Origin of the sequence: Rhodococcus sp. 14-2483-1-2, assembly GCF_002259405.1 — a bacterium.
In the GTDB taxonomy this organism is placed as follows: Bacteria; Actinomycetota; Actinomycetes; order Mycobacteriales; family Mycobacteriaceae; genus Rhodococcoides.
The window spans coordinates 305275-317362 of sequence record NZ_NPFW01000013.1 but is presented as its reverse complement, the minus strand read 5'-3'; the positions used below and the strand labels follow the sequence as shown (position 1 = coordinate 317362).

The 12088-nt window shown below is 64.9% G+C and carries 11 protein-coding genes and 1 pseudogene; 3 read left to right on the top strand and 9 right to left on the bottom strand.

The window, feature by feature from the left end; translation table 11 throughout:
• Positions 1-54 precede the first annotated feature (54 nt).
• Positions 55-573, top strand: coding sequence for a CGNR zinc finger domain-containing protein (locus CH295_RS12605; RefSeq protein WP_094740876.1), 519 nt, complete (start codon positions 55-57; stop codon positions 571-573).
• On the opposite strand, the gene CH295_RS12600 is transcribed toward CH295_RS12605, so the two are convergent.
• From CH295_RS12600 to CH295_RS12585, 5 genes and pseudogenes are all read right to left on the bottom strand, one after another.
• Positions 570-1706: a DNA polymerase III subunit delta' gene (locus CH295_RS12600; protein WP_502694498.1), complete on the bottom strand. Its 1137-nt coding sequence runs from the start codon at positions 1704-1706 to the stop codon at positions 570-572. The genes CH295_RS12605 and CH295_RS12600 overlap by 4 nt on opposite strands.
• Positions 1703-1741 (bottom strand): annotated as a pseudogene (locus tag CH295_RS28605) (hypothetical protein). Before CH295_RS28605 ends, CH295_RS12600 begins: the two are co-directional and overlap by 4 nt.
• A gap of 147 nt (positions 1742-1888) precedes the next feature.
• Positions 1889-4876 carry a type I DNA topoisomerase gene (topA, locus tag CH295_RS12595; protein WP_094740874.1) on the bottom strand — a complete coding sequence of 996 codons (2988 nt, stop codon included), beginning with the start codon at positions 4874-4876 and terminating at the stop codon, positions 1889-1891.
• A gap of 109 nt (positions 4877-4985) precedes the next feature.
• Positions 4986-5573 (bottom strand): hypothetical protein, encoded by a 588-nt coding sequence (locus CH295_RS12590; RefSeq protein WP_094740873.1) that lies wholly within the window; start codon positions 5571-5573, stop codon positions 4986-4988.
• 148 nt (positions 5574-5721) lie between these two features.
• Positions 5722-5925: a cold-shock protein gene (locus tag CH295_RS12585; protein WP_005248460.1), complete on the bottom strand. Its 204-nt coding sequence runs from the start codon at positions 5923-5925 to the stop codon at positions 5722-5724.
• A 399-nt stretch (positions 5926-6324) separates the two neighbouring features.
• On the opposite strand from CH295_RS12585, the gene CH295_RS12580 reads away from it, so the two are divergent.
• Complete coding sequence (locus CH295_RS12580; RefSeq protein WP_094740872.1) at positions 6325-8694, top strand: DEAD/DEAH box helicase; 2370 nt, start codon at positions 6325-6327, stop codon at positions 8692-8694.
• An 8-nt stretch (positions 8695-8702) separates the two neighbouring features.
• Here the strand turns inward: CH295_RS12580 and CH295_RS12575 are convergent, their stop codons facing one another.
• Entirely contained in the window at positions 8703-9416 is a 714-nt protein-coding gene (locus tag CH295_RS12575) for a CPBP family intramembrane glutamic endopeptidase (RefSeq protein ID WP_094740871.1), read from the bottom strand.
• 303 nt (positions 9417-9719) lie between these two features.
• Here CH295_RS12575 and CH295_RS12570 point away from each other — a divergent pair, with 303 nt between their 5' ends.
• Positions 9720-10982, top strand: a complete 1263-nt coding sequence (locus CH295_RS12570; RefSeq protein ID WP_094740870.1) for an alpha-hydroxy acid oxidase — start codon at positions 9720-9722, stop codon at positions 10980-10982.
• Between the two features lie 156 nt (positions 10983-11138).
• Here the strand turns inward: CH295_RS12570 and CH295_RS12565 are convergent, their stop codons facing one another.
• Genes CH295_RS12565 through CH295_RS12555 form a run of 3 tightly spaced genes read right to left on the bottom strand, consistent with a single transcriptional unit; the run spans position 11139 to position 12027 of the window.
• Positions 11139-11492 carry an Rv3654c family TadE-like protein gene (locus CH295_RS12565; RefSeq protein WP_094632334.1) on the bottom strand — a complete coding sequence of 118 codons (354 nt, stop codon included), beginning with the start codon at positions 11490-11492 and terminating at the stop codon, positions 11139-11141.
• Positions 11489-11800 (bottom strand): TadE family type IV pilus minor pilin, encoded by a 312-nt coding sequence (locus tag CH295_RS12560; RefSeq protein WP_094632332.1) that lies wholly within the window; start codon positions 11798-11800, stop codon positions 11489-11491. The genes CH295_RS12565 and CH295_RS12560 overlap by 4 nt, the downstream gene beginning before the upstream one ends.
• A 23-nt stretch (positions 11801-11823) precedes the next feature.
• Positions 11824-12027 (bottom strand): DUF4244 domain-containing protein, encoded by a 204-nt coding sequence (locus tag CH295_RS12555; RefSeq protein ID WP_037187877.1) that lies wholly within the window; start codon positions 12025-12027, stop codon positions 11824-11826.
• Positions 12028-12088: the final 61 nt, after the last annotated feature.

Genomic DNA, 12088 nt, shown 5'->3' with positions numbered 1-12088 from the left:
TTGATTCTGTCATTCCTAGTTGACCAGTGCGACATAGTCAAATAGGGTTCACATATGTCCCTGTCCCCGACGGAGCGCTTCCGCCTCGCGCCGGCACCCGACGGCTTGCAGGTGGTGCAGAATCTGCTCAACACGCGAGCCATCGACGAGTACGACCTGCCCGACCTCATCGCAGACGGCAAGTCAGCGTCCTCCACCTGGGGGACGGCCCTCTCGAACGAGGACGCAGCCGCGCTACGGACATTGCGGTCCGATGTGGAAGCAGCCGTTGCAGGCGATATGGCTGCACGGCCGGCTGTTCCAGTCGAGCTCGTTCCGGGCATCGACGGCACCGTCCGACTCTCGCCCACCGGCACCGGTGCCGCCTACATCGCGTCGCAGATCTGGTCCGAAGTGCTTCTCGCGCAACAGGCGGACACGTGGCGCCGACTCAAGCGATGCAAGAACGAGGCCTGCGGATCCGCCTTCTACGACCGCTCACGCAACAACAGTGGCGTCTGGCACGACGTGAAGACCTGCGGCAACGTTGCCAATCTTCGAGCTTCGCGGGCTCGGAAGAAAGCGCAGGACTAGCGCAGCACGTCGCCCAGCGTCCCGACCAACGCGTAGATGGCGAATTTCGGTTTTGCGTTGACAGCCAACGACTCTCGGCATTCGAGGATCGCCTCGATGCTCTTCAGCAGCGCCTCGGGCGAGACGGCTTTTGCCATGCGCTCGGCCTGCTCGGCCATGTCGGGGTGAGTGGCGGTCGCGGTCGATCCGTACGAGCGCGCGAGCGCATCTCGATACAGGCCCACCAGATCCATCAGCGCGCGATCGAGTGAATCACGACCGGTCCTGGTGGCACGCGACTTCTGCCGCTTCTCGAGATCCTTGAGCACCCCGGCCGAGCCGCGCAGCGCACCCGCCGCACCCTTGCCGGTACCGCCCGCACCCAGAGCCGTCCGCAATTCCTCGGTCTCGGCCTCGTCGCGGGAGGCACTCATCTCCTTGGCTTCGTCCTCGGCGGCCTTCACCAACTCCTCGGCCGCGAGGTACGCCTGATTGGGGCGAGCCGCAGCCGACGCCAGAGCCAGTGCACGTTTGCGACGCGCTCGCGCATCCTCGTCGGTGGCGAGACGACGCGCTCTGCCCACGTGGCCGCCGCTGATCGACGCGGCCCACTCCGCAGTCTCGGCGTCGAGCTTGTCGCGGGTCTGCAGTACCTGCGCGATCGCCGGCACCGTGGGCGTGACCAGCGAGACGTGCCTGCACCGCGAACGCAGCGTCACCGAGATGTCCTGCGGGTCGACCGACGGCGCACACAGCAGGAACACCGTCTTGGCAGGGGGCTCCTCGACGACCTTCAGCAACACGTTTCCGGCACCTTCGGTAAGCCGGTCGGCGTCCTCGACCACCACCACCTGCCACAACCCGGTGCTGGGTCGACGCGAGGCGATGGAGACGATGTCGCGCATCTCCTTGGTGCTGATGCTCAATCCCTCGGGCACGACGCGTCGCACATCCCCGTGGGTACCGGCCATGGTCGTCGAGCACGCCTGACAGTGCCCGCACCCCGGAACGCCCTCGGTGGTGCACTGCAATGCCGCGGCGAAGCACAGGGCGGCGATGGAACGTCCGGATCCGGGAGGGCCGGTGAACAGCCAGGAATGCGTCATCGCCGACGAGTCGACGCCGGTGCGAGCAGCCACCGCCGCGGCCGTCAGATCGGCCTCGACATCTTCCTGACCGACCAATCGATCGAACACACCCGCCATGCACGCAACCCTAACGGTTGGGACCGACTACCCCGGCGCGGGCAGGTACGGCTCGCGCGGCCGAGAATCGCCGAACTCGAAGTTATGGACGCATTCGGCCGAAATCCCATCCATAACTTCGAGCTCGCGGGCTATTCGCTCTCGGTCTTCTTCGCCGGTGCCTTCTTCGCAGCAGCCTTCGTCGTCGTCTTGGTGGCCGTCTTCTTGGCAGCGGCCTTCTTCGCCGGAGCCTTCTTCGCTGCGGCCTTCTTGGCCGGAGCCTTCTTGGCAGCCGCCTTCTTGGCCGGTGCCTTCTTCTTCACCGGTCCGCGAGCACGCCTGTCCGCCAACAACTCCGACGCACGATCGTCGGTGATGGACTCGACGTCGTCGTCCTTGCGCAGGCTGGCGTTGGTCTCGCCGTCGGTGACGTACGGCCCGAAGCGACCGTCCTTGATCACCATCGGCTTCTCACTGATCGGGTCGACGCCCATCTCACGCAACGGCGGCTTGGCTTCACCCTGACGACCCCGACGCTTGGGCTCGGCGTAGATCTTCAGCGCCTCTTCCAGCGTGACGGTGAACATCTGATCCTCGTCGGCGAGCGAGCGAGAGTCGGTGCCCTTCTTCAGGTACGGGCCGTAGCGACCGTTCTGCGCGAGGATCTCTTCCTTGGACTCCGGATCGACTCCGACGACGCGGGGCAGCGAGAGCAGCTTGAGCGCATCCTCGAGCGTGATGGTCGCCAGATCCATGGACTTGAGCAGAGAACCGGTGCGCGGCTTGGGGCCGGTCGCCTTCTTGGCAGCCGCCTTCTTGGCCGGAGCTTTCTTGGCCGCCGCCTTCTTCACCGCGGTCTTGACGCCTCCGCCACCGTCACCGTCGTTGCCGGACGGAATCGGCACGATGTCGGGCTGAGGCGGCGTCGGCTCGGGTTCCGGCTCGGGCAGGATCTCGGTGACGTAGGGCCCGAAACGGCCTTCCTTGGCGACGATGTCGTGACCGGTCAGCGGATCCACACCGAGCTTGCGCCCCTCTTGCGGTGTGGCGAACAGCTTTTCGGCGAAGTCGATCGTCAACTCGTCCGGCGGAAGATCGTCGGGCAGGTTGGCGCGCTGGCTGATCGGATCGCCGTCGGGATCGTCGTCGTTCTTCACCATGCGCTCGAGATACGGACCGTAACGGCCTACGCGCACATGGATTTCGCGACCCTCGGCGTCGTCGAACAGCCGAATGGAGTTGATGGTGCGGGCATCGATCTCTTCGAGATTCTGGCCCACCATCTTCTTCAGGCCACCCGAGCGAGCCACCGAACCCTCGGCACCGGTCTCACCGCCGAAGTAGAAGCTCTGCAGCCAATTGCCGCGTCGCTCACGGCCTCCCGCGATGGCGTCGAGGTCGTCTTCCATGCCTGCGGTGAAGTCGAAGTCCACCAGACGCCCGAAGTGCGCCTCCAGCAACGCAACCACCGAGAACGCCACCCACGACGGCACCAGCGCACTGCCGCGCTTGTAGACGTAACCGCGGTCGAGAATGGTCTTGATGATCGACGAGTACGTCGACGGTCGACCGATGCCCAATTCCTCGAGCGTCTTGATGAGCGACGCCTCGGTGAATCGTGCAGGCGGGTTGGTGGTGTGACCGTCGGGATCGAGCTGGGTTGCAGTGACGGCCTGGCCCTGAACCAGTGCGGGCAAACGGGATTCGGCGTCGTCGGACTGTCCGCCGGCCTGATCGTCGACGCTCTCCACGTAGGCCTTGAGGAAGCCGGCGAACGTGATGGTGCGACCCGATGCGGAGAACGTGCACTCCTCGCCGGTTCCGGCGGTTCCGGTGATGCGCAGTGTCAGCGTGGTTCCGCGAACGTCGGCCATCTGCGACGCGACCGTGCGCTGCCAGATCAGCTCGTAGAGGCGGAACTCGTCGGTCTGCAGGGCCGAGTGCAACTGACCGGGCGTCTGGAAGACGTCACCGGACGGGCGAATGGCCTCGTGGGCCTCCTGCGCGTTCTTGACCTTGCGGGTGTACTGACGCGGCATCGGGTGGACGTACTCCGGTCCGTAGAGCTCGGTCGCCTGGGTGCGCGCCGCCGAGATCGCCGACGCGGACAGCGTCGTCGAGTCGGTACGCATGTAGGTGATGTAGCCGTTCTCGTACAGTCGCTGCGCAACACGCATGGTGCGCTCGGAGCTGAAGCGCAACTTGCGGGCGGCTTCCTGCTGCAGCGTCGACGTCATGAACGGCGGGTACGGCTTGCGGGTGTAGGGCTTGTCCTCGGCGGACGCGACCGTCAGGTCTACGCCTTCGAGAGCCTCGGCGAGGCGTCGGGCACGCGGTTCGTCGAGGACGGTCACCGCATCGGACTTGAGCTTGCCGTCGGCCCCGAAGTCGCGACCGGCGGCGACGCGATTGCCGTCGACATTGACCAGACGGGCACCGAAACTGCGCGGCGTGGCGTCGGCTCCGGCGTCGAGCGTGGCGGAGATGTCCCAGTACTCGGCACTGCGGAAGGCCATCCGCTCGCGCTCACGCTGGACGACGATGCGGGTGGCGACGGACTGCACTCGGCCTGCCGAGAGCTTCGGCATGACCTTCTTCCACAGCACCGGGCTGACCTCGTAGCCGTAGAGACGGTCGAGGATACGACGGGTCTCCTGGGCATCGACGAGGTCTTGGTCCAGGTCGCGGGTATCGGCCGCAGCGGCGAGGATGGCCGGCTTGGTGATCTCGTGGAACACCATGCGTCGAACAGGGATCTTGGGGTTCAGGGTCTCGAGGAGATGCCAGGCGATGGCCTCACCCTCGCGGTCGGGGTCAGTGGCGAGATAGAGCTCGTCGGCGTCCTTGAGCAGGCTTTTCAGCTCTGCGACCTTGCCCTTCTTCTCGGGCGAGACGACGTACAGGGCCTCGAAGTCGTGGTCGACGTCCACGCCGAGACGCGCCCAGGGCTCGCCCTTGTACTTGGCGGGAACGTCCGCGGCACCGCGGGGAAGGTCGCGAATGTGGCCGACGGAGGCCTCGACGACGTAGTTGCTCCCGAGGTACGGGGCGATCTTCTTTGCCTTGGTCGGAGACTCGACGATGACCAGACGACGTGGCTCGGCGGAGCTGTCCCCCGTGCCGTTGTTACGTGCTGCCACCTTGCTGCCGAACCTTCCCTAGTGCGTTTTCACAGGCAGATTTGCCTGTCCCACTACTAACAGACTGACATACGTCGGCCAAATACTCGCAGATCAGTCACAGATCGGCCTACTCGGCGTGGGGCCAATTGGTACGTGCGTCCACGTTCTGTGGAGCCTCGCCGACGTTCTCGGTGAGCCGCAGCAGCCGGCGTCGACCGGTGATTCGGAGGCCCGGATTGGACCCACGAGTGCCGATGAGCGTCGGCGCGATGCCCGCGCGCATCAGCGACTGGGCGAGGACTGCGTGAGTCTCCGGCGCATGCGGATCGAGACCGAGCACGTACCGCTCTCCCTCTGCCTCGGGACGACCCGACGCGAGCACCCAGGCGCGCAGTTCGCGGGAACCGGGCACCCAACCGGGCGGGACGGCCTTGACAGCGCCCTTGGTCCACAGAGACGCCAACGCGGACAGTTCGGGCACCGACGCAGTACGCACCAGTGGCCTGTCCTCTTCCGATCGACCGAGCTCCGGCGTCAGACCGCATTGCTCAATGAGTTCGGCGATGGCATCCGCGCGCCATCGAGCGTCGACGACGACGGAAATTCGGGCCGCACCCGCGGAGGTGACGACATGGCCGGTGGCAGCCAGCAGCCCACTGAGATCGGTCACCGCGGGCGGCAACGACTCGGCGGAGAAGAAGGACAGCTGGTTCACAGCATGGACATTAGGACATCGACGCCCACGCTCACGGCTTTCGGCGCTCCCCGGTGGTTCGCGGAAACGAAACATCCCCCTTTTCCATCGGCCTCGTACGACCGTTGGAAAAGGGGGATGACGGTTCTCGACTCCGAAAAGAAGAGAATCAGACTGCGCGAACGCCCGTTGCCTGAGGACCCTTGGTGCCCTGGCCGACCTCGAACTCGACGCGCTGGTTCTCCTCGAGGGTGCGGAAGCCGCTGCCCTGAATCTCGGAGTAATGGACGAAGACGTCAGCCGAGCCGTCTTCTGGTGCGATGAATCCAAAGCCCTTTTCGGCGTTGAACCACTTCACAGTTCCCTGAGCCATGCTTTTCCTTCTCTTTCTAACACCGGATTCGATGGAGCGCACTTTCGGTCCATCGGGCCGGTTCCGACCGCTGCACTTTCCTGAATCCCCCTCAGGATTCCCCCTGACGGACGAGCTCTTCCAGTACCGCGCCCGCAACGATAGATCCTGCGAGCGTAGAACGAACACAGAAGCTGCGACCGGCTCAAGTGAACCATGAGTTCCGCGTTCGCAACAGTCGAAAGTCGACCGTTTTCGAACATTTTGTCCGTGTTGTCGAAACGGACAACCTCCGACAGGTGAATAGCCGCTTCCACCAGGGCACGAAGGAGCCCAGCAGGGTCCGCGCTAGCATGAGGATCCCAGGTCGCGAAGAGCCCGACGGCACTTGTAGATCGAACGAATGCATGGAGACCGGCAGTGAGCGAGAACCATCCGCACGGCGGTGCGGATGTCGGGAGCTACGGGCAGCGGTTGCTGGATCGAGTGTTGGCGGGATCGCCCGCGAGCGAGAGCCCGTTGACCCACGTCGCCGAACTGCAGGCACGGGCCTCGCAGTTCGCCTCCTGGCCGTCGTGGGTCGGCCCGGAAGTGGTGCAGGTGATCACCTCTCGTGGGATCGCACAACCGTGGACGCATCAGGCACGTGCGGCAACACTCGCCGCCGAGGGCAATCATGTTGTGCTTTCGACCAGCACCGCGTCGGGCAAATCGCTGGCGTACCAACTCCCCATTCTGACGACGCTCTCCGCCGATGCTCGGGCCACGGCGTTGTATCTGGCTCCCACCAAGGCACTCGGTGCCGATCAGCTGCGCACCACGATCTCGATCACCGACGAGTTGCGTTCGGTATCAGACGAACTCGCCGAGGTATTCCCCAGCGCGTACGACGGCGACACGCCGATCGAGATTCGCCAGTGGGCCCGTGCCAACGCACGATGGATCTTCACCAATCCCGACATGCTGCATCTCGGCATCCTCGGCTCGCACGAGCGGTGGTCGCGCTTCCTCCGCAACCTCCGCTACGTGGTGGTCGACGAATGCCACTATTACCGTGGCGTTTTCGGATCCAATGTCGCGTTGGTACTACGCCGGTTGCGACGCCTGTGCGCACGGTACGGAGCATCGCCGGTATTCGTTCTCGCCAGTGCGACGACCTCCGAACCGGGGCGGGCCGCAAGTCGCCTCATAGGAGCGCCGTGCGCGGAAGTCACCGAAGACGGATCCCCACACGGAGCCCGCACCGTCGCCCTGTGGGAACCACCGCTGCTCAAGGAGATCACCGGCGAAAATGGTGCTCCGGTAAGGAAGTCCGCGGGCGCGGAAGCGTCGCGCATCATGGCCGATCTACTGGTGGAGGGCGCGCGCACTCTGGCATTCGTGCGGTCCAGGCGCGGAGCCGAGGTGACCGCGCTGGGTACCCAGAGAATTCTCGCCGACGTCGATCCGCAATTGGTACGACGCGTCGCCGCCTATCGCGCAGGGTATTTGGCCGAGGATCGGCGCAAACTCGAATCCGATCTGTCCGACGGCACCCTGTTGGGCGTCGCCACGACCAATGCGCTCGAATTGGGCGTCGACATCGCCGGTTTGGACGCGGTGATCGTCGCCGGCTTCCCCGGTACCGTCGCGTCGTTCTGGCAGCAGGGCGGCCGGGCCGGACGACGCGGGGAGGGCTCCCTGCTGGTGCTCGTGGCGCGCGACGACCCGCTCGACACCTATCTGGTGCATCACCCGGCGGCACTGTTGGACAAGCCCGTCGAGGCCACCGTCACCGACCCCACGAACCCGTACATCCTGGCTCCGCAGTTACTGTGCGCGGCAGTCGAACTGCCGATCACCCTCGTCGAAGCCGAGGAACTGAACGCGGAATCGGTTCTCGAAGAGCTCGAGCTGAAAGGCTACGTGCGCAAGCGTCCACACGGGTGGTTCATCACGCCCGAGGGCCAGCAGCTCTCACCGCACGGTGCGGTGAACATTCGCGGCGGCACCGGGGTGCAGGTGGCCATCGTCGACGGCGAGTCCGGCCGCATGCTGGGCACCGTCGACGGCGGCCGCGCTCCCGCCACCGCCCACCCGGGTGCCGTCCACATCCACCAGGGTGAGTCGTTCGTGGTCGACGAACTCGATCTCGATGCCGGTCTCGCACTGGTCCACGCGGAGCAGCCCGAGTGGAACACCTCGGCTCGCGAGATCACCGACATCTCGATCACCGCGGTGCACGAATCCGTCGACTACGGCGAGGTACGAGTCGCACTGGTGCAGGTGAACGTCACTCATCAGGTAGTCGGATATCTCCGACGCCTCCTCTCGGGCGAGGTTCTCGATTCCATCGAACTCGACATGCCCGCACAGACTCTCGACACCCGAGCCGTCATGTACACCATCACCCCGGAGTTGCTCGAGCACAGCGGAGTTCCGTACGAACGATTCCCCGGATCGCTGCACGCCGCAGAACACGCCGCCATCGGACTGCTGCCCCTGGTGGCGACGTGCGATCGCTGGGACATCGGCGGAGTGTCGACGGCACTGCACCCCGATACGGGCCTACCGACCGTCTTCGTCTACGACGGATACGACGGCGGAGCAGGCTTCGCGGATCGCGGTCACGTGGCCATCGCCGATTGGCTCGCGGCTACGAAAGACGCCATCGTCTCCTGCGAATGCCAGACCGGTTGCCCGTCCTGCGTGCAATCGCCCAAATGCGGAAACGGCAACGATCCCTTGGACAAGGACGGTGCTGTTCGAGTGTTGACCGCTGTCCTGGCTGCCATCACTCGCGAACCATGAGCCAGGGTTCACCGCACAACCGCGCGTTCACGTTTGACGATGACCACAGCAGCGACAGCTGTCGCGATGACGACGAGCAGAAGCGCAGGCAGGCTCAGATCGTGTAGTACCCCTTCGCCGAAGTCTCCGTCGAGGAACACCGAGAAGTCCCACAGTCCGTGGAAGAACATCGCGACGACGATCAGCCCGAACCCGCGCCGGAACAGGTAGAGAACGAAGCCACTGAACGTCGCCAGCACAACCTGGAAGATGCCGGACGGTCCCTGTCCCATGAAGATGTTCGGAATGTGGAACAGACCGAACGCGACCGCTGTCCACACCGCACACCAGGCCTCCGGCCGGTCGCCGCTTCGCATGCTGCGCAGGAAGATTCCCCGAAACAGCACCTCCTCGGCGAATCCGACGAGCACCGCCGTCAGAGCCACGGCCACGATCAGGTCTGCGCCGATCACCGCCCAGTCGACAGCGATCAGCCGCGGGACGATGGCAAGACCGAACAGAATCGGCGGCACCCAGAGAACGATCGACATGGGTAGCCGCACCGAGTCCCGCCATATCGAGTCCCATCGCGCCCAGTAGAGAAACGCAACGAGAAGAATGGATCCCACCAACAGTGGAATGACCGCGGTTCGGTACACATTGTCGGTAGTGGCGAACCAATCGCCGTAATCGATCCCCGAGGCGAACTGCATGCCCGCAACAACGACGATGTAGGCGATCACGACGGCGATTCCGACCAGTGGAGTCGGCGCGATGCGGTGACCACGGGCCCCTGCGTCGACTTCGCATGCACAGCGTTCATGGCGCTCTCACACCTTTCGAGAAAGTGTCGGGTCAGGCGGGCACGAAGACGCGGACGTCTCTTCTGTCCACGATGACGCCGGCCGGGCCGCTGCCACTAGTTACTTTGGTCCTCATTTCGGGTTTCGTCTTTTCGGGTGTCGTCGGTGGACCCTGCTCGTCGCTGCGTACACCTCGGGTGGTGTGGTGGGAAGAGGATCAGCCCACAGAATCGAGAACGTGACATGCCCATCAACCGGCAGATGCCCAAAGCTACCGACCTGCGCGAGGTCCTCTCGTTCAAGAAACCGGATCTGAATCTGCGTCGACGACGCCTGAATGCCGCACTCACCATCGACGATCTCCGCACCATCGCCCGTCGACGCACCCCGCGCGCGGCATTCGACTACACCGACGGTGCCGCCGACGCCGAGATCTCGCTCTCGCGGGCTCGTCAGGCCTTCCGTGACGTCGAATTCCACCCTTCGATCCTGCGGGACGTCTCCCACGTCGACACCTCGACTTCGGTCTTCGGCGGGCCGTCCGCGCTCCCGTTCGGCATCGCCCCGACGGGATTCACTCGACTGATGCAGACCGAGGGCGAATACGCCGGTTCTGCCGCAGCCGGAGCTGCGGGAATTCCGTTCTGCCTGTCGACTCTGGGCACCACCTCGATCGAGGACGTCAAGGCCACCAACCCGAATGGGCGAAACTGGTTCCAGCTCTACGTCATGCGCAACCGCGACATCTCGTTCGGGCTGGTCGAACGCGCCGCGAAGGCAGGCTTCGACACCCTCCTGTTCACGGTCGACACACCGGTCGCCGGAGCTCGCCTGCGCGACAAGCGCAACGGGTTCTCCATCCCGCCGCAACTGACCGCGTCGACGATCGCCAACGCCATTCCGCGGCCCTGGTGGTGGTGGGATTTCCTCACGACGGCCAAGCTCGAGTTCGCATCGCTGTCTTCGACCGGCGGCACGGTCGGAGAACTGCTCAACTCGGCGATGGATCCGTCGATCTCATTCGAGGATCTCGACGTCATCCGGGAAATCTGGCCCGGCAAGCTGGTTGTCAAAGGTGTTCAATCGGTAGCCGATTCGGTCCGTCTCGCCGAACTGGGAGTCGACGGGATCATCCTGTCCAATCATGGAGGCCGACAACTCGATCGGGCTCCCGTTCCCTTCCATCTGCTGCCTCAGGTCGTCCGCGAAGTCGGCTCCGACTTCGAAGTAGCCGTCGACACCGGCATCATGCACGGTGCCGACATCGTCGCCTCGATCGCGATGGGAGCATCGTTCACCCTCGTCGGCCGGGCGTACCTGTACGGCCTGATGGCCGGGGGTCGCGAGGGCGTCGACCGCATGATCGAGATACTGCGCGAAGAAATCGTGCGCACCATGCAACTGCTGCAGGTCAATTCGATTGCGGAACTGACCCCGGAGCACGTCACTCAACTCACTCGATTCGCCCCGCTGCAGTCCGAGGCACGCACAGTCACGCCACACTGACCGCTGCAGCCGGACTGTCGACGCCGGGTTTCGACACAAACGCGCGCGCATTCGCTGAACGCTCGCGAAATCGCCGGCCAGACGGGGCGATTTCGTGCGCACCTGGCAAACGCGCGCGCGTTTGCGGATTCGGGCGGACGGGCGGGCCCTCACCCCTCACCCCGGACCCGCCCGCGCCGAGGCGATGGCGTCGGACATTCCGAAGCGACCCAGGAACACCGGCTGCCCCACCGTCACGATCACGTCCCACTCCTCGATCGTGCACTCCCGCAAATCGGTCGACATCCTGCTCGCTACTGATCGCGCCGTCTCGCACGCATCGGCCACCCCACGATCGAGGGCCCCGGCACCGGCCAACGCAGCGAGATCGGCCGCCGACTGCGCCTGATGACGAGCACTCACCGCCGAGCCGACATGAATCACCAGCACGACGACCGCGATCAATGCCGACATCGCCAGCGCCGCCAACACCGTGGCGCCACCCTCGTCGTCGCGCAGGCCCGTTCTCATTCCGCTGCAACCGGTTCCGCAGCAGCAACCGCCTCCGCAGACAACGTCAATCCCGGCAGCGGGCTCGCCACCTCCACCCGCGCGACGAAGAACTCCCCATCCTCGGTCACCGTGACCAGAGCCCCCTCCGGCGCAACCCTCTCCCCCACAGACACAGCCCGGTCCGCATCCCCTCTGGCCGCCAACCGAGCTGCCTCCCTGGCCGCATCGACGCAGCCGATGTGCATCGTCACCGACACGATCGCCCCGATACACACCACGATCACCGCAACGATGGACGCGATCGCGAACGCCGCCTCCACCGTCACAGCCCCGTCGTCACCGCCCAGGCTCAGACGGCAGTGTTCAACGCTCGATCGATGATCCCCGTCAAGGCCGACACAATGCTGTCGCCGGTCACCACCGTGTACAGCACCGCCCCGAACGCCGCGGCCGCGATGGTGCCGATCGCGTACTCCGCGGTCGACATGCCCTCGTCCTCCACGCCGAACAGAACGATTCGGGTCTTCAACTCCTGCAGTGCGTTCTCGATCATCTCGATTCCCCTCCCTGTTCTCCGATGCGGCATCTCCGCACCGGACACTCGAGTGCGCGGC

Coding starts and splice junctions, on each gene's coding strand:
- CH295_RS12570 (WP_094740870.1), top strand. CDS start 9,720: ATGCCCATCAACCGGCAGATGCCCAAAGCTACCGACCTGCGCGAGGTC.
- CH295_RS12605 (WP_094740876.1), top strand. CDS start 55: ATGTCCCTGTCCCCGACGGAGCGCTTCCGCCTCGCGCCGGCACCCGAC.
- CH295_RS12565 (WP_094632334.1), bottom strand. CDS start 11,492: ATGAGAACGGGCCTGCGCGACGACGAGGGTGGCGCCACGGTGTTGGCG.
- CH295_RS12585 (WP_005248460.1), bottom strand. CDS start 5,925: ATGGCTCAGGGAACTGTGAAGTGGTTCAACGCCGAAAAGGGCTTTGGA.
- CH295_RS12555 (WP_037187877.1), bottom strand. CDS start 12,027: ATGATCGAGAACGCACTGCAGGAGTTGAAGACCCGAATCGTTCTGTTC.